At 50.4% G+C, this 17,050-nt stretch carries 11 protein-coding genes and 2 pseudogenes; 3 read left to right on the top strand and 10 right to left on the bottom strand.

Annotation, left to right across the window (positions count from 1 at the left end; translation table 11 throughout):
• Nucleotides 1-87: 87 nt before the first annotated feature.
• The gene (locus TY10_RS16825) at nt 88-1,809 is read left to right on the top strand and encodes a methyl-accepting chemotaxis protein (RefSeq protein ID WP_238327725.1); all 1,722 of its coding nucleotides are present in this window, start codon (nt 88-90) and stop codon (nt 1,807-1,809) included.
• 68 nt (nt 1,810-1,877) lie between these two features.
• On the opposite strand, the gene TY10_RS16830 is transcribed toward TY10_RS16825, so the two are convergent.
• The 5 genes and pseudogenes from TY10_RS16830 to TY10_RS16850 form a co-directional block, all read right to left on the bottom strand.
• Nucleotides 1,878-3,497, bottom strand: a complete 1,620-nt coding sequence (locus TY10_RS16830) for an ABC-F family ATP-binding cassette domain-containing protein (protein ID WP_042165873.1) — start codon at nt 3,495-3,497, stop codon at nt 1,878-1,880.
• A 348-nt stretch (nt 3,498-3,845) separates the two neighbouring features.
• Nucleotides 3,846-4,127: a hypothetical protein gene (locus tag TY10_RS31650; protein WP_063510445.1), complete on the bottom strand. Its 282-nt coding sequence runs from the start codon at nt 4,125-4,127 to the stop codon at nt 3,846-3,848.
• A 355-nt stretch (nt 4,128-4,482) separates the two neighbouring features.
• A pseudogene (locus tag TY10_RS16840) lies at nt 4,483-5,919 on the bottom strand (FAD-binding oxidoreductase).
• Nucleotides 5,920-6,053: 134 nt separating this feature from the next.
• Nucleotides 6,054-7,118, bottom strand: coding sequence for a Gfo/Idh/MocA family protein (locus tag TY10_RS16845; RefSeq protein WP_042165876.1), 1,065 nt, complete (start codon nt 7,116-7,118; stop codon nt 6,054-6,056).
• Between the two features lie 103 nt (nt 7,119-7,221).
• On the bottom strand, nt 7,222-8,265 hold the full coding sequence (locus TY10_RS16850; RefSeq protein ID WP_042165878.1) for an MBL fold metallo-hydrolase: 1,044 nt from the start codon (nt 8,263-8,265) through the stop codon (nt 7,222-7,224).
• 245 nt (nt 8,266-8,510) lie between these two features.
• Between TY10_RS16850 and TY10_RS16855 the strand changes: the two genes are divergently transcribed.
• Entirely contained in the window at nt 8,511-9,662 is a 1,152-nt protein-coding gene (locus tag TY10_RS16855) for a virulence factor (RefSeq protein WP_042165880.1), read from the top strand.
• Between the two features lie 486 nt (nt 9,663-10,148).
• Here TY10_RS16855 and TY10_RS16860 read toward each other — a convergent pair whose 3' ends face one another.
• From TY10_RS16860 to TY10_RS16880, 5 genes and pseudogenes are all read right to left on the bottom strand, one after another.
• On the bottom strand, nt 10,149-11,300 hold the full coding sequence (locus TY10_RS16860; protein WP_042165883.1) for a transglutaminase domain-containing protein: 1,152 nt from the start codon (nt 11,298-11,300) through the stop codon (nt 10,149-10,151).
• Nucleotides 11,301-11,473: 173 nt separating this feature from the next.
• Nucleotides 11,474-12,577 carry a Ger(x)C family spore germination protein gene (locus tag TY10_RS16865; protein WP_042165886.1) on the bottom strand — a complete coding sequence of 368 codons (1,104 nt, stop codon included), beginning with the start codon at nt 12,575-12,577 and terminating at the stop codon, nt 11,474-11,476.
• A pseudogene (locus TY10_RS32595) lies at nt 12,570-13,624 on the bottom strand (GerAB/ArcD/ProY family transporter). The gene TY10_RS16865 and the pseudogene TY10_RS32595 overlap by 8 nt, the downstream one beginning before the upstream one ends.
• A gap of 45 nt (nt 13,625-13,669) precedes the next feature.
• On the bottom strand, nt 13,670-15,163 hold the full coding sequence (locus TY10_RS16875) for a spore germination protein (protein WP_081735329.1): 1,494 nt from the start codon (nt 15,161-15,163) through the stop codon (nt 13,670-13,672).
• Between the two features lie 154 nt (nt 15,164-15,317).
• Nucleotides 15,318-15,743 (bottom strand): response regulator, encoded by a 426-nt coding sequence (locus TY10_RS16880; RefSeq protein WP_052350598.1) that lies wholly within the window; start codon nt 15,741-15,743, stop codon nt 15,318-15,320.
• A gap of 137 nt (nt 15,744-15,880) precedes the next feature.
• Between TY10_RS16880 and TY10_RS16885 the strand changes: the two genes are divergently transcribed.
• Nucleotides 15,881-17,038, top strand: a complete 1,158-nt coding sequence (locus tag TY10_RS16885; RefSeq protein WP_042165888.1) for a response regulator — start codon at nt 15,881-15,883, stop codon at nt 17,036-17,038.
• The last annotated feature ends 12 nt before the right edge of the window (nt 17,039-17,050 follow it).

The raw sequence follows: 17,050 nt of genomic DNA on the forward strand, positions 1-17,050 counted from the left end.
AAAAATACTCCACGTGTCTGCTTCTCAAAAATGGTATAATATGACTCGCAGCTTTATTCACGCTCTATACATAAAGAGGGTTGTTTCATGTTCATGAACCATTTGGTCACGAAAATGTTTGTCTTTTTTTCCGGCATTCTGCTTCTTGGAGGGGCGGTACTTGGCTTAACGATCTATCATTCTTCTACCAAGCTGGTCGAGGATTCAATGGGCTTGCAAGCGAAGGCCGTCGCTGAACGGGCGCTAACACTGATTTCTACAGATGCATACGCCGAGCTTAGTCCCAATTCAGGTGAAACCGCTTACTACAATCAATTGAGACAGCAATTAAATGAAGTACGGGCAGCAAACGGCTTGAAATATTTATATACGCTCGGTTATAGCGAGCAAGAGGGCTATTATTATGTCGTGGACGGCGCGCCGTCAGACGTTGCCGAAGATGATTTTTCACCCATTGGCACTATAGAAGAGAATCCCTATAAAGGGATGATTCGTGCCTTCGCGGAAGGAAAGACACAAATTGGTGATCTGACTAACGACGACTATGGAGCAACGATTTCGGCCTATGTACCTATTCTAGCTGGCGATGGCTCGCTAATCGGTGTCATCGGCGCCGATCTGGATGCGACCCCCATTTATGATCTTATGGAGTCGAGCCGGACCAATATGATTTGGATCTCGCTGGCCATTCTGCTTGCCAGTATGCTGCTTATATACGCGTTGGCGCGCTACTTGACCAATCCGCTGAAAAAACTGAAAGCGCAGGTTGCGAAGGTCGGCGACGGTGATCTTACATTGGTTAATATGCCAGATGTTAAACGCCGCGATGAGATTGGACAGCTTGCCGGTGCCTTCCAGCAGCTCGTCTTCGATACGAGAACGGTTATTCAAGGCATTAGCGACAGCTCAAGCAAGCTGCTGGCGACAGCGGAAGGCGTCTCGCTTCATGCTGGAGAGACTGCTGGAGCAAGCACAGCCATCTCTGTCAGCATCCAGGAGGCGTCACGAGGGGCAGCCGGGCAGGTGCTGCGTTCGACGGAGGTTGCCTCGGCTATGGAAGAGATTACGAGCAGCATGCAGCATATCGCACAAGCTGCAGCTGTCGTTGCCGATGTATCACAGCAGACAACCGACAAAGCCTCCGAAGGCTCGGCATTCATTACAGCAGCGGCGGATCGGATGGAAGCCATTCACGTATCATCTGGCAAAGCAGCGAATGTCGCCCTTGCTTTGGAGGGCTACTCTGAGCAAATTAGCGGAATCGTCTCCATGATGGCGGGTATCGCAACACAGACGAATTTGCTGGCGCTCAATGCCGGCATTGAAGCAGCCAGAGCAGGTGAGAATGGACGCGGCTTTACGGTTGTAGCCGAGGAGGTGCGCAAGCTTGCCTATCAATCGGAGCAATCGTCCAAGCAGGTGGCCGAGCTGATTGAAGCGGTAGTCCGGCAAACGGCCGAGCTGTCTGTAACGATGAAGGCAAGCACGCAAGATATACAAGCAGGCATGAATACCGTAAAGCAGGCCGGTGATTCTTTCCTCGTCATTCGAAGCGGTCTGGAGACGATTAATGCAAGACTGCATGACGTATCCGCTGCATCCGAGCAGCTCTCTGCAGGGTCAGAGGAAGTATCAGCGTCAGTGGAAGATATGGAGAGTATCTCCCGGCAATTTGCCGATCAATTTAAAGAGATTGCCGCTTCCTCTGATACACAGCTGCAAGCCATGCAGGAGGTCAGCGCCTCTTCCGAATCTATACGGTTAATGTCCCAGCATTTAAAGATGCTGATTGGCCGCTTCAAGGTATAGACTCCGACTAAGGGTAATAAGAAAGAGGCTTGGCGCGATGCCAAGCCTCTTTCTTATTGCTGCTATTTTTAGACAGCGTACATACGCTCGCGGAGCGCTTTAACTTCATCACTCTCGAGGTATTCATCGTAAGTCATCATCCGGTCAATCAGGCCGTTAGGCGTAATTTCCATGATGCGGTTCGCAATCGTCTGTACGAACTGATGGTCATGCGAAGTGAACAGTACGGTACAGTCCGTATCGGTCAGACCGTTGTTCAACGCTGTAATGGATTCGAGATCCAAGTGGTTGGTAGGCTCGTCGAGAATGAACGTATTCGCGCCGCTGAGCATGATTTTGGACAACATGCAGCGGACTTTCTCGCCGCCGGACAATACGCTTGCTTTCTTCATCGCATCGTCGCCCGAGAACAGCATACGGCCAAGGAAACCGCGAATGAACGTTTCGTCCGGATCTTTCGAATATTGACGCAGCCACTCCACCAGGTTCATATCGATACCATCGAAGTATGGTGAGTTATCTTTCGGGAAATAGCCTTGGGTCGTCGTGACGCCCCATTGGTACGAACCGGCATCAGGCTCCAACTCGCCCATAAGCAACTGGAACAATGCCGTCTTCGGAAGGCCGTTTGGTCCAACGAAAGCGATTTTGTCGCCTTTGTTGATCGTCAGCGTTAAGTTGTCGATTACCTTTTCGCCGTCAATCGATTTCGTCAACCCTTCAACGAGCAGCAGCGATTTACCTGCTTCGCGCTCGCCTTTGAACAGAATGAACGGATATTTACGGTTCGACGGACGAATGTCGTCAAGCGTAATTTTATCGAGCAACTTCTTACGGGAAGTCGCTTGCTTAGACTTCGATTTATTGGCGCTAAAGCGTTGAACAAACGCCTGCAGCTCCTTAATCTTGTCTTCCTTCTTCTTGTTCTCGCCGCGCTGCAATTGAAGCGCCAGTTGGCTCGACTCATACCAGAAGTCGTAGTTGCCGACATACATCTGGATTTTGCCGAAGTCGATGTCCGCAATGTGCGTACATACCGTATTCAGGAAGTGCCTGTCATGGCTGACTACGACAACAGTGCCTTCATAGCGGGACAAGAAATCTTCCAGCCAACGGATCGATTCAATGTCCAAATGGTTGGTAGGCTCATCGAGGAGCAGAATGTTCGGCTCGCCGAACAAAGCTTGCGCCAGCAGGACGCGAACCTTCTCATTGCCGCCAAGCTCCGCCATTTTCTTATCATGCAATTCCGTTGTAATACCAAGACCGTTCAGCATCTCCGCCGCTTGCGACTCCGCTTCCCAGCCGTTCATCTCAGCGAATTCCGCTTCTAGCTCGCCTGCACGCATGCCGTCCTCGTCAGTGAAGTCGGCTTTGGCATAAAGCGTATCCTTCTCCTTCATGACGTCATAGAGACCTTTATGACCCATAATGACCGTCTCCAGTACAGCGAACTCATCATATTCATAATGGTTCTGCTTCAGTACGGCCAGACGCTCACCCGGTGTAATATGCACTTCGCCATGCGACTGCTCAACTTCACCGGACATTATTTTCAGAAACGTAGACTTACCAGCGCCGTTCGCTCCGATTAGACCGTAGCAGTTGCCTGGCGTAAACTTAATACTAACATCTTCAAAAAGCGCGCGCTTCCCGTAGCGAAGCGTTATGCCACTTGTACTAATCATTGTTCGCAACCCGTCCTTCTCTTCCATACTCAATATCTCGAACCATTATAACACAGTCTACACCGGAAACGAACGCCGCAATCCGATTTTCAGGCCGAAAAATGCTGACATTTTCCCTGTACAAGGCGCTTTTGCGGCCTTTTAGCGAATCCGCTTCGCTGTAGGTGGCGTACCTCGCTGCGCTATCTCAACAGCGAAACTGTATTCGCTGTTTGGCGGACTTGCTTCGCTATCCCCTCTAACCGGACAATACGAAGACAATGTTACTTTTACGGCCGACTAACTTGCTACTTTCTGCGTTGGGATGCAGGCTACAGGTTAGCAAACTGAACATTATCACCACCATGTTTACTCCGCGCCAATCGTCCGCGCAGCCTTGCTTCCCGTCATCTCTGTCAACGATTGACTCTTTCTTACCGAGCGATGCATCACCAAGGCGCTGACTCCATACAGCAGCGCGCTTGCGTAGAATAACGCGTTGATCGTAAGCCAATCGATCACATAACCTCCGATAATTACGGCGAAGCCGGAAGCAATCGTCGTCCAAAAATGATAGGAGCTGATCGTGCCGCCGCGAGCACCCGGCTCTGTCAGATCTGCCAGCAGCACCCTCTCGCTCATTTTCTGCATAGCGCTGCAAGTTCCCATCAGCAACTGAAGCACGAGTACCCATCAGCAACTGAAGCACGAGTACCCATCCGTACGACATCACCCATGGAAAAGCCAGCATGGCCGCCATCATCCCAAGCGAGCTGAGCAGCATAATGCGCGAACTATGCTTGTCCAGCTTCTGTCCCACCCATTGCGATACCAAAGCTGAGCTAATTGTGAATACAGCAAACGCGAGGCCATACTTAGTGAAGCTGTTGCCGAGATTTTTCAAAAAAAGCAAATAATATGGAAAGATCATGCCAGCCGCCAGAGTGACGATACTTTGCGAGCGAATAAGCCCTCTCAACTTCATTTCTGCATTCTCCCTCCCCACTTAATTGCCATATTGCTCATAGAAATAATTCATAAAAAGGCCGTCAGGATCATATTGACGTTTCTTCTGGAAGAAAAGCTCATAGTTCGGATATGCAGCTTGAAACTGCTCTACACGCGGAAACCCTGCATAAGGCAAATAATACGAGCCGCCCACGGCGAGAAGCTCATCCACGATGGCTTGCACCGATTGTTTCATTTTCTGCTGCCCAGCCTCTGACAAGGGGACGTTGAACAAGCATACCAACGCAAGCCTATCCCCGCGCGCATAGGACAATACGGCTTCTTCATCCTCGTTCACGTATCTAACCGTTACATTAAGCAGGTTCATCCCGTCTTCCTTAACGATCCGGCGGAGCTGGCCGACGAAAGACTCAAACTGATCCAGCGGCACAAAATATTCTTGCAGCAGATCATTGCTCCCAGGCTCGCTGAACTCCATAAACCGCCATGCAGCACGCATCGTGTTGTTGCGGCTAATGTATGTACCCGATTGCTCCGTGAAAAAATCAGTCTGCAAGTTCCACATCAGCTCCTTGCCTCAATCGAAGGAACGATTCGCCTTAAAAAGCAGCTTCCCTGGCACTACCCAGGGCTCACGTCTCGTCAGCTCATTGTGGCTTGAAAGCGGCTCCGTTGTCTGAGGCCCGATACTGTAATTTTTAGCGAACATTTCGGTCAGAAAGCTTTCCGGCGAGACTGATAATCTGGCAATATGCATGCGAATATCAGGGTCAGTCATCACTTGCTCGCGAAAATAATTAACGTAATCTTCCACACCCAGCGTGATCGTCTTCTCTTCGTAAAGCTCATCGTCCGTAAGCAAAAGTGTGACGTCCAGTATGATGCCGAACAGACCAAACCCACCCAATACCAAAGGGAAAAGCTCCTCATTTTCCTCCCGGCTAACGTTTCGCACTACCCCATCGGCTGTCAGCAGCCGGAATGATTCTACGCTTTTGATCATCGATCCATTACGGATGTCTCTGCCATGCGCGTTAACGCTGATAGACCCTCCCACTGTAAACGAATTTTGAGATTGCATCGTACGTACCGCAAGGCCGTACGGGTTAATTTTGTTCTGGATGTCCTCCCAGGTCGCCCCGGCCTGAACGGTAATGCGCTTGGCAGCTGGATCAAAGGACAATATCTGATTGTAACTCGTCATATCGACCACAATGCCATCTTTGTAATAGGTATGTCCGCCTTGACTGTGACGCTGACCGGCGATAGATACCGTAAGCCCTCTCACCTTTGCCTCTTCTAGCAGGCCAATTAACTGCTCTTCCTTCTTGCTCTCAACGACGCGTTCAACTTTGACGGGATGCAGCCTGCTGTAATCGGTGATGAGATAAGGATCTTGACTTGGCGCAGCCGTAATAACATAACTGTAGAAACAAAGTGCAATAAGCAGTAGTAGCGCCGCAGTCTTTTTCATAACCTGCTCCTTTCCTTCAATATGAACGCTAGCAAAAAAGCTCCCGCTTCGCATGATTTTCATTTTGCGGAAGTGAGAGCTTTTCGATGTATTTATTTAATTAATGATTATCGTAAACGTCCGGTGCCTTTTTCTTAGTCCCAGTTCAGCTTAACCTCGTTGCCGGTGCGGGAAGATTCATAAATAGCATCAAGAATACGCATATTCGTATAACCGGAAAGCGCTGGCGCGATCGGCTGTTTGCCTTCGATAACGCATTCCACAAAATGCTTGCTTAGCAGAACGCGGTCCTCTTCGCCATCCAGCGGCCCAATATCCGTCTTCACCACTTCGTTGTCCTGATGCGTTACGTAAGAGCCAGCTTCGCCAACTAGCGATACGCCGCCCTCCGTTCCCATCAGGTGGATGAACGGATCTTCACTGAGCGCAGCAGAATGAGCTGCCCAGCTTACATCCAGCGACAGCGTCGCGCCGTTGTCGAGCTTAATCAGTGCGGACGCCAAGTCTTCAACGTCATAATAGCCTTCCCAGTTTGGCGTACCCCAGCTGCCGATCCCTTCTTTCTTCGGACCAAACTCCGCATAAGTAGAGCCATATACGGATACCGGCTTCGGATTGCCCATCAAGTAAAGCGACAGGTCCAGCATATGAACACCGATATCGATGAGCGGGCCGCCTCCGGATTGATCAGCGCGGGTAAACCAGGAGCCCCAGCCCGGAATGCCTTTTTTACGCATCCAGCCCGTTTTCACATTATAGATGCTGCCGAGATCGCCGTTGTCGATCCGAGCTTTAATTGCTCGTCCGAGCCCGCTCCAGCGCATTTGATGAGCCATCATCAGCACCTTGCCGGACTGCTCCACCGCATCGACAATGGCGCGGGCCGAGGTCGAATCAATCGCCATCGGCTTTTCCAGCAATACATGCTTACCCTGCTTCAATGCTTCAATCGCAAGCGATGCATGAAATTGATTCGGCACTGCGATGATAACCGCATCCAATGTCGGATCTTCAAGCAAAGCTTGCGGGCTGTCATGAACGACCGAAATGCCATGCTCCTCCGAGCGCTGCTCTGCAAGCGGCAAGTAAGTGTCAGTTACAGCGACGATATCCGCGGTATCTACTTTAGCAAAAGTCGTCATATGAACATTGCCAATGGCTCCTGCTCCAATTATGCCAAGACGAATAGGTTGACTCATAGTAAGAAAAGACCTCCCTCATAATAACTGCCATTGCTGTTAGTATATCGCTCTCCAAACCGCTTGTCATTGAACGCATTTGGCTCGGCTTTGTTCATATTTGTCATTTCGGCTGGGGTCCTTGACCGCCGGCAAGCTTCCATGTCTCCCCGTGAGGCAGAACGACAATTCGCTCCTCTATAATCTCACGGGCGGCGCGCTCTGCTTCGAGCCGGTCCAGCGCTTCACGCGGTGTATCGTCAGCCAGCTTGAACGCACCATAATGCATCGGTACGAACCATCTGGCTCCCGTATCTTCGAAAGCTTGAAGCGCCTCCTCCGGCGTAACATGCTGCGGCCCCATAAACCATTCCGGCTCGTACGCACCGATTGGCATTAGAGCGACATCGATATCGAACCGCCGGCCGATCTCTTTAAACCCTTGGAAATAACCGCTGTCCCCCGCAAAATAAATCGTCGGAGCCTCGCAAACGATAGGCCTTCCTGTTTTCCCGTCTGTCTGGACTGTCGTGGTGCCTTCAGATGTACCCATCGAATTCGGCATGGAAGAGGCATAAGGCTCAATTATCCATCCGCCCCAATGGGAGCTGTTCGAATCCCAAGGATTGCGGCGAGTCCAGTGCTGTGAAGGGACGAATGTAAATTTGACACCATGGATATGAACGGATTCCCACCAGTGCAGCTCTTTAACATTCGTAAATCCCTTTAGCTTGAGCTTGGAGCTTAGCCCCGCCGGGACGAGCAGCTGCTTGCGTCCGCCAAGACGGCGGAGTGATTGAATATTTAAATGGTCATAATGGGAATGAGAAATTAAGACAACGTCAATCGGGGGCACATCCTCGATTGGAATGCCCGGCGGCGCCAGCCTTTTTTGAAAAGCCATCTGTCCCGACCACACCGGATCGGTAATCAAATTAAGCCCCGCCACCTGCAGGAGAAAAGTCGAATGACCCACCCATGTAATGGAAGGCTGTTTATGGCTGCGGCAATTATGCAAAAAGGAAAGTTCAGGCTCGACGTTAGGAACCGTATACGAGTAATCCTTCTGTTTCACTCGGCTCATCCGTTCCTGACGCCATCTCGAGAATTGCTTGAACGAATTGTGCTGCTCGATCGGCTCGATATTCACAAATTTCTTAGGCCTCAATGCTGCATCCCTCGCTTCGTATGCGTTAGTTATGGATGTTCATAGTATCATCGACGGAATATTTGTTTACAGAAAAAAGCTATACTGTAAAGATATCAACTACGCCAGACAGAAGCAACAAGACGTTCAAAAGTGCAGCTCTCCAAAGCAATCGCTATTCGCATCGAAGCGTGATTTCATGTACACTATTTGTGTACAGTATTTATATGCATATCGCTTATTGAATGGGAGGTCATCAACGAGCTATGAAGCTAATTTCGATTGAACCAACGCCAAGTCCTAATTCCATGAAACTTAATGTTGACGAGCCGCTTCCGCGCGGCTTGCAGCAATCGTATACGAAAAAGGAAGCTGACGGCGCACCTGAGCCGCTGCGCAGCCTTCTTGCGATCGAAGGTGTGCGGAGCGTGTTCCGCACAGCCGATTTTATCGCGCTGGATCGTGTAAGCAACGCAGATTGGGCGCGTATTCTAGCCGAAGCCCGTACGCTGCTCTCCGGCGGCGAAGCAGGCGCCGAAGCAGACTCCGCCGTGCCCTCTGCGGAAAGCTACGGCGAAGCGCATGTATTCGTCCAAATGTTCCGCGGCATTCCGATGCAGGTACGGGTCAAAACCGGCGAGCGCGAAGCCCGATCCGCCCTGCCGCCGAAATTCGGCGAAGCAGTAGCAGAAGCCGCTGGCGCATCCATGATTCGCGAACGGCGGCTGGAGGAGCTTGGCGTACGCTACGGCGAGCTGGAAGAAATCGCCGCTGACATCGTGAAGGAGCTGGATGCCGCGTACACCGAAGAGCGGCTCCGTGCTTTAATTGAAGCAGCGCAAGCGCTTGGCCCCGGCGAGGAGTCTGTTGTACCGGCAAGACCTGCGCCGCTGTCCGCAGAAGAAATCGCGGAACGGCTGCAATCGCCGGAATGGCAGGTCCGCTATGCAGCTCTCGAACGCATCGGCAATGCCGAGCCGGAGCTGCTTCCTGTTCTCGCGCAAGCGCTGCGCGATGACAATATGTCGGTGCGCAGGCTCGCCGTCGTCTATCTCGGCGACCTTCGCGACACGCCGGAGGCAATGCCTTATATGATCGAGGCGTTGCGCGACAAATCTGCGGCTGTCCGCCGTACAGCCGGCGACACATTGTCCGATTGGGGCAACCCTGCTGCAACCGGCCCAATGATTGAAGCGCTCCGCGATACGAATAAGCTTGTCCGCTGGCGCGCCGCTCGTTTCCTGTATGAAGTAGGCGACGAAAGTGCGATTGAGGAGCTTCGTGCTGCAGCACAGGATAAGGAGTTCGAAATTCAGCTTCAAGCGCAAATGGCGCTGGAGCGAATCGAACGCGGCGAAGAAGCCGCTGGGTCCGTATGGCAGCAAATGACCGCTGCCCGCGCACGCGAGCAGCAATAGCAAATAGCTAGCTATAGCACCAGCGCTGCACGCTAGCCGCTCTATCACAAATAAAGCCCGGCACGTCAATCGTGCCGGGCTTCATACTGCCGAGTTATAAGCTCGACAGTTTCTGTAACCGCTGCTTTTATAATCTATCCGGCTGTTCGCCGCCCCTGCCGCGCCGCCCCTAACAACATGCCACACTTCGCTTGCTATTGAGCACAACCAATCAAAATGCAAAAATACATGTTGGAAGCGGCTTTTTCGACGATTTTCCTCTTCAAAATGCAAATATGCAGTTTGATCGGCCTAAAATGCCCTCATAGAGTGAAATCGAGCGATTTCAACTGCACTTTTGCATTTTGAACACCATTTTTGACCAAATGAGGCTATTCAAAATGTACTTTTACATTTTGCCCACTCAGTTAGCATGAGCAAGGCACCTGAACGGGCGGTAGAAGAAAAAACACCTTGCCTGCTTAAGTCGTGAATCGCTACCACCCCTCAATTACTGTAACTCACCTCAACGCTTACGAGCATCGAGCCGTCATTGCCGTACGGCTCATAGCTGGCGGAATACCCGACGGGGATGCCCGCATCGAGGAATGCGGCCTTCAGATCCTCCGACAGACGATCGCCTGGCACGTAACGGAACTGGAACTTAGTATTTTTGGACGCCAGCTGCTTCGACACGGTTTGGGACAACGCCTTAAGGTCGGCAATCGTCCGGTCGGCTTCGAGCCAGCTCAGCCCGACATCCTCTTTCAACTGGACGAATGCCTTCGCTTCAGCACCGCCGCCGCTTCCCAGCTCCCGCAGCTTCTCACCGTAGCTCGCAGTTGCGGCCGGATAGCTTTTCACCCAATCATGATCGGCCTTCATTTCCCTATCCGTCTTCAAATAGTAGGTGTACCGGATCGGCTGCAGTTTGGAGGAAGCGCTTTCGACTTGCTCCGCGCCTTGAACGACGGGATCATCCCATGTCAGATCGAGATGGTACCACTCTCCGTCCAGTTGCACCATATTCCAGGCATGATCGCCTGTTTTGACCGTCCCTTCCGCTATCAATACGGGAATGCCGGCGTCCTTCAGCATTTTATAGCCAAGCAGCGAATAGCCCTGGCATACCGCCTTCCCTGTAGCCAACGCTTCATAAGCGGTATAGCGAGTCAGTGATTGGTCATAATCCAACCTGCTTACAATCCAGTCATGAATAACCTTCACCTTTTGGTGGTCATTCATAGAAGGAGTGAGCAACCCAGCCAGCGCTTGCTTGACCGTCTCATCAACCTGCGCCGTCTGCTCTGGCGTCTCCCTGTATCTGGCCTCAATCTTTATCGTAGAACGGTCTCCCCAGCTGCGAATGGTATACAGATAGGAATCAAGAATATAAGCTGTATAATCATCCTCAGCAAGAGAACTGCGAATCGTCGTCTGCAGCGTGTCGGAAAGCTGCTTTTTATCCCCTGCGTATTGCAGTGTAAAATGCTCCGATCGGCTCTGGAATTGTTTCGCCATCGCAGACCCGAGCTGATCCATCGTCGAGCTTTGACCGGCATCGGCCAGAACTGAGAACAAATCCAGCTTTTTCTCCAAGCTGAACGCAACAACTAAGACAAGCGTCAAGACTAGCAGCTTGCCTCCATGTTTTCGCATATGCCGCCCCCCTTCTCCATCTGCGATGGCTAACTGGATAACATACTCTTCTTAATCTATTCTACCCGATTAATCAAGATGCTAACTAGGGCGTGTCTGAAAAACCATTCAGTGGCACCTTTCACCGTCTTCCCGCTGCGAAATAGAGAATGTCCTGCTTGCGGCGGCAGCGGTTACTGCAAGCTGCCATAGTCTTTTACTGTGAATTGCACATTGCATTTCATATCTGCTTTGGCGTACGCCTCACTCCAATTCATGCTTTTCCACTCTTTATAGCTCAAGCTGTTACGGACATACATGCCGATGCCAAGGCTGTCTGACTGCTTCTCCTGCATCCGCTTGATCATCTGATTGGCCCGTGCACTTAAATGATCGGACACTTGCTTCTCAAGCTTGAGCCGGTCACTATCATCACTCAGCTTCAAATTTCCCGTGTATTCATAAATAGAGCCCTTCATCTGAACGTTAATGCTCACAGCAAGCTTCTGCCCCGCAGAATGGCTGACATTCACTTTCCTGCTGCTGATCAATGAAGTGAACATAACCATCTCATGTTCGCTCCCTTTTTCCGCAAGCCCCAGACTCATTTCCCCCTGCTTAAAGCTGCCCTGCATGAAAGAGTAGATTAATGCGTCCCTTGCAGCAATCTTCAGCACATAGCGCCCACCCTTAAATAGACCTATCCCATCAACCGTAATATGGTCGCTATCTTCTCGTAATATTGGCACAGCCGGATCTATTCCATCATCGTAATAATCCCGCTCAAAGTCATACAACGTCGTTTGGGGCACAAGGTGACCCGCACCTTCCTTCTCCAGCAGGCGATCGATATACCGGTCCGTCATCGGGTGCTGTTTGTAATCCTTCGAGAGCATCGACTTTGCGCTTCCGTTGACGATGACGATTTTGATCTGCGGAGAGATCGAGGTATCTCTTCTAATCGAATCGATATGCTCAAACAATCCTTTTTCGGCCATTTCGATGGAGAATAGCACATCCCGCAGCTGGCCGTTAACGAGCATCAGGTTCGTCTCCCGGCCCAGCTTGATCTTTGCTTCCTTGGAGCTTTTGGCGCTTGTAGACAATACCTCTCGCCTGACAGGCGTAAAAGCTTCAGCTCTCGGAATGCTTGCCGTAATTTCCATTTCCCCGCTGGGCAGCAGATCGAAACCAACCGTGCTAGTGAAGCCCATCCGCTCCAGAATGCGGTAATCGCCACAGCCGGTCAGCAGCAACAGAACGAACGCACATGTGAAATAGTACAGCCGTTTATTCATAGGCCTGCTTGCCTCCATTGTTCTGTATAAGCAGCACGACAATCAGGACAATTGGCAAACCAAAGGCAACGCCTACTTCAATCATACTTAGAATACTAAGCCATTCTCCCACCTTATTCAAAATATCCGGAATAATCGCCACAAAGTAGGCTGCGAGCATAATAAAAAATCCGATCGCATTCCCCTTCACCTTCGGTACGATCTGATGCAGCATTTCTTTTGCCGCCCATACGTACATAAGCATGGAGAAAATGACAGAAAAAATAAAAAAGCCGTAAAACAAATTTTCTACACGCTCTACAAAGGGAAATCGGATATACGCCAGTGCGTCTAGTACCGGAAAGTTTTTAGTTTGCAATTGTTTCAGACTATAAATGCCGAACAGTATGAACGCCATATAGACATAGCTTCCGGTCGTTATGAGATTGGCCCACATCGTGCTTTGGATGAGCTTGGTCCGTTTATTCGAATAGCTGAACAGCAGCATGCTGAGCTCACAGCCAAGAAACGCTGAGTAAATATCTACATTGGCCATCCACTCATATTTCCCGCCCTTGAACAGAAACGGGGTCAATCTCGCCCACTGAAACTCTCCATAAAAGAAAAACAGTAAAAAGACCATCCAAAAAAACAGCCAGAAAAAATAGTCGCCGCTTTCGAAATGTTGTAGATCCCTTTCGTCAGCAGCCAAAAAACGAGCACATCCAGCGCTAATTTGAATACCATCGGATTCGTTGTCGGGAAAGCAAACATCTGAAAAATCAGTACATATTCTTTTCCCGCTAGACATCCCAGCATCGTCCACAATGAAGCTATAGCCGCATAAATCGGGTATAACAAAAATTTAGGAAACGCTTGTTCCAATATTTCGAAAATCGATCGTCCTCTTCCGAGCTTATAGATCAATCCAATCAGCCCGATGTTTACCGTAGCAATCAGCCCGAAGCCGATGACCGAAGCCCAGCCGTTCGTTCCGAAATTGTCCGCCAGCAGCTGCGGGAGGATAAACGACATAACGCCGCTTTGCGTCATAAATATAAGAATCATCACATGAAACGGCGCTAGTCTTTCCTTCGTTTTTTCCAAAGGGTATCACCTCTTCGTTTGATTTCGGATCGGATTAGGCGACTCGCTCTGAGTCGGCCTCTCCCGAAGCATGCTGAACGGTGCGCGAATGAATATATCCCGCCAGTCTCTGGGCTTGAACGGCGCTAACGGGGTTAAGTAGGACGTACCCAGACTCGTTAAGCCGCTTAAATGAATGACGATGGCCGCTATTCCCATTACAAGTCCAAGGTTGCCCCATAAACCGGTCATAAGTATAAGTCCAAACCGGATGAGGCGGATCGAAGCGCTCATGACGTAGCTTGGAATGACAAAGGAAGCAATTGCTGAGGACGCGACTGCAATAATTAGAATATTGCTCGTCAATCCGGCCTGCACGGCGGCTTGTCCGATTACGATACCGCCAACGATGCCGATCGTCTGGCCGATCTTGGTGGGCAATCGCGCCCCGGCTTCCCGGAGCAGCTCGATCGTCACTTCCATCAGCAAAGCTTCATACAACGGAGGGAACGGTACCCGGCTGCGCGACTCCGTCAGCGTCATCAGCAGATTTTCCGGAATCATCTCGTAATGAAAAGTCGTGACGGACACATACATGGCGGTGAAGCTGATCGTTATGATAAACGCCAAAAAACGCAGCAGCCGAATGGCGCTGCCCAGTATCCAGCGCTGATAATAGTCGTCGGAAGAAGAGAAAAATTCAAAGAAAGAGGTCGGTACCGTGAAAGCTGAAGGGCTTCCGTCAACAAGGCCAACTACACGTCCTGCAACAAGCTTTGATACGATCGCATCCGGCCGCTCGGACGTTAAGATTTGCGGGAAAATCGAATACTTGTTGTCATCGATGTACTGAATGAGCATATTCGTATCCAGCATGCTGTCCACTTCAATTGCCTTAATTCGCTGCTCCGTTTCATGGACAAACTCCATATTAACGAGATCCTTGACATACAGCAGGTACACCGCCGTTTTTGTTACCTCGCCAACTGCCAGTTTCATAATTTTGAGATGAGAGCTTTTCAACCGGGAACGGATCAGCGAAAGACTCGTATTTACTTGCTCCGTGAACGCGTCATGAGGCCCTGTTATAACGGTTTCCGTCTCCGATTGCGACACCGCGCGGGTCTCAAGACCAATCACGTTGAAAAGGTAGGCTCTCGATTCAGCGAAAATTGCGATGCCGCCAGACAGTATGCCTATAATCAGCGCTTTGGAATCTTCTGCCTTATACGATTCCATTTGCCGGAGCAGCTTGGCTGCTGCTTCCCGGTCACTGCTTAGCAGCGGAGCAAGAATCTCACGGTTGAGCTTCAACTGATCGATTAAATGCTCGAAGAAAATCAGATCTACTTCCGGATCCTCAAAGTGCCGATGTGTAAGGTCGGCACAATCCTCGAATTCTTCCAGCGTATGTGCAAGAGTTGGCGCTGCATTCTTTTCTGGAGGGCGATTGTCTTCGACTGGCGGACTAGACGGCACCGTATTGAGCAGCATTTTTTTCAACCAGTTGGACTTTGTCATACGCGCCTCCGGATAGATAGAATGGATGATCAATCAATTAGCCAACTTTATTTTGCGCAGAATATGGAAAATTATTAAAACGCCAAAAGGCGCCAACCCTCAGGTTGACGCCTTCGATTCTCGCTTCTGTTCTGACAACTTTTCCGCAGACGGGCTAATCCAAACTATTCAAAAAGGCTGCCAGCTTGGATTCCACCACTTTGACCTGTGTCAGCTCCAGCTGCTCCAGCGTTTCTTGCACCGCTCTGCTCAGTGACTCAGCTTCAAGCGGTTTGACTAGAAACTGCTTCACTCCGAGCCGTATCGCTCGCTTCACCATGTCCGTTTCATTGACTGCGCTGATCATAAGGATGTGTGCGTGAGGGTGGAAATACAAAATTTTACGCAGAACAGCCATTCCGTCTAATATCGGAAGTTCACTGTCCAGTATGATTAAATCTGGCTTGGTCCGTTCGTATTCTCTATATGCTTCTTCTCCGTCGGCAGCTTCGCCAACGATCAGGTGATTGTCATGCTCCAGCAGGTTTCTCAGCATCATCCGGGTTTCAATCGAGTGATCGGCAATTACAATGTTCGCCATAGCTTCAGCCTCCACGCCTTCGTTCATTTTCCCTAGTATACAAAAAGTCAATGAACCATTTCTGGACAAAAGCAGGATTAAAATGCAATTATGAATAAATAAACTATCCCTTCATGGAAGGAGCTTCCTTCAGACAAATGAAAGCCCTATTAATTGATGATGAGAAAGCAGCATTGATCCAGATGGAACGATTAATCAAGGACGACGGACGGATCGAAGTAACTGGGGCCTATACGACAGTTAGAGAAAGCCTGGAACATTTGCGCACCTCCAAAACCGACTTCGTCTTCCTCGACATCGGCATGCCTGAAATGAGCGGCTTGACTGCCGCTGAATATATTATGCAGACAGATCCTGACATCCGTATTATCTTTGTAACGGCCTTCTCCGAACATGCCATTGAGGCATTCGAGCTTAATGCGCTCGATTATTTGTTAAAGCCGGTCAGCTCGGCCCGCTTCGCCAAAACAGTCAGTCGCATGATCGAGCTATCGAATTATAAAAGGCAGCTGCCAGAGCCGGTTGCCCGGATCGGGAACGAGCCGGCAATCGTCTGCTTTCGCCGGCTGGAGCTTCGCAGCGGCAAGACGCCAAGCTCCAAACTGAAGTGGCGGACTTCCAAAGCACAAGAGTTGTTCGCCTATCTGCTGCACCTGAAAGAGCAATGGATCAGCAAGGAACAGCTGCTGGATTGCTTGTGGCCCGACTATGCTCCCGATAAAGGGATGACCCACTTACATACTTCTATCTATCAAATTCGCAAGCTGCTTCGGGAATGGAGTGAAGAGGCTGTCATTGATTTCTCGCAAGATTGCTATCGGCTTTCACTTACAAGTGAAGACGCCTTTACTGATGTCGAGCTTTTCGAGAGGGCTATTGCAGAAACCAGTGCACCCGTTGGCGATTCTGCATTTTTAGCAGCCGCACATCCCCATTACGACAGCATATTGCGTCTCTATACCGGCCACTATCTGGAGGAAAATGATTATTGGTGGGCCAAGCCGCGACAGGAGCAGCTGCGTCGGCAATATATGGAGTTTGTACTCGCAATTGCCAGACAGGAAACGAGTGCAGGCCGCGAGACGCATGCGATAACCCGGCTGCTGGCCGCCCAGCAAAGGGATCCCTACTCGGAAGAAATTTGCCGGCATCTCTTAGAGGCTAGTGCCAAATTGAATGATGCAGAAGCGGTGCAGCGCCATTACCGGTCATTTGTCAATCTGCTGAACAAGGAGCTTGGCACGGAGCCTGATCAGGAAACAACAGCTCTCTACCAAGCACTCATACAAAATTAGATTTGCCCTAAT

Origin of the sequence: Paenibacillus gorillae (assembly GCF_000513275.1) — a bacterium.
Taxonomy (GTDB): domain Bacteria; phylum Bacillota; class Bacilli; order Paenibacillales; family Paenibacillaceae; genus Pristimantibacillus; species Pristimantibacillus gorillae.

Excerpts from the sequence above, each read along its gene's own strand:
- TY10_RS16880 (WP_052350598.1), bottom strand. The coding sequence starts at position 15,743 with ATGGCGAACATTGTAATTGCCGATCACTCGATTGAAACCCGGATGATG.
- TY10_RS16885 (WP_042165888.1), top strand. The coding sequence starts at position 15,881 with ATGAAAGCCCTATTAATTGATGATGAGAAAGCAGCATTGATCCAGATG.
- TY10_RS16855 (WP_042165880.1), top strand. The coding sequence starts at position 8,511 with ATGAAGCTAATTTCGATTGAACCAACGCCAAGTCCTAATTCCATGAAA.
- TY10_RS16865 (WP_042165886.1), bottom strand. The coding sequence starts at position 12,577 with ATGAATAAACGGCTGTACTATTTCACATGTGCGTTCGTTCTGTTGCTG.
- TY10_RS16860 (WP_042165883.1), bottom strand. The coding sequence starts at position 11,300 with ATGCGAAAACATGGAGGCAAGCTGCTAGTCTTGACGCTTGTCTTAGTT.
- TY10_RS31650 (WP_063510445.1), bottom strand. The coding sequence starts at position 4,127 with ATGCAGAAAATGAGCGAGAGGGTGCTGCTGGCAGATCTGACAGAGCCG.
- TY10_RS16825 (WP_238327725.1), top strand. The coding sequence starts at position 88 with ATGTTCATGAACCATTTGGTCACGAAAATGTTTGTCTTTTTTTCCGGC.
- TY10_RS16845 (WP_042165876.1), bottom strand. The coding sequence starts at position 7,118 with ATGAGTCAACCTATTCGTCTTGGCATAATTGGAGCAGGAGCCATTGGC.
- TY10_RS16875 (WP_081735329.1), bottom strand. The coding sequence starts at position 15,163 with ATGACAAAGTCCAACTGGTTGAAAAAAATGCTGCTCAATACGGTGCCG.
- TY10_RS16830 (WP_042165873.1), bottom strand. The coding sequence starts at position 3,497 with ATGATTAGTACAAGTGGCATAACGCTTCGCTACGGGAAGCGCGCGCTT.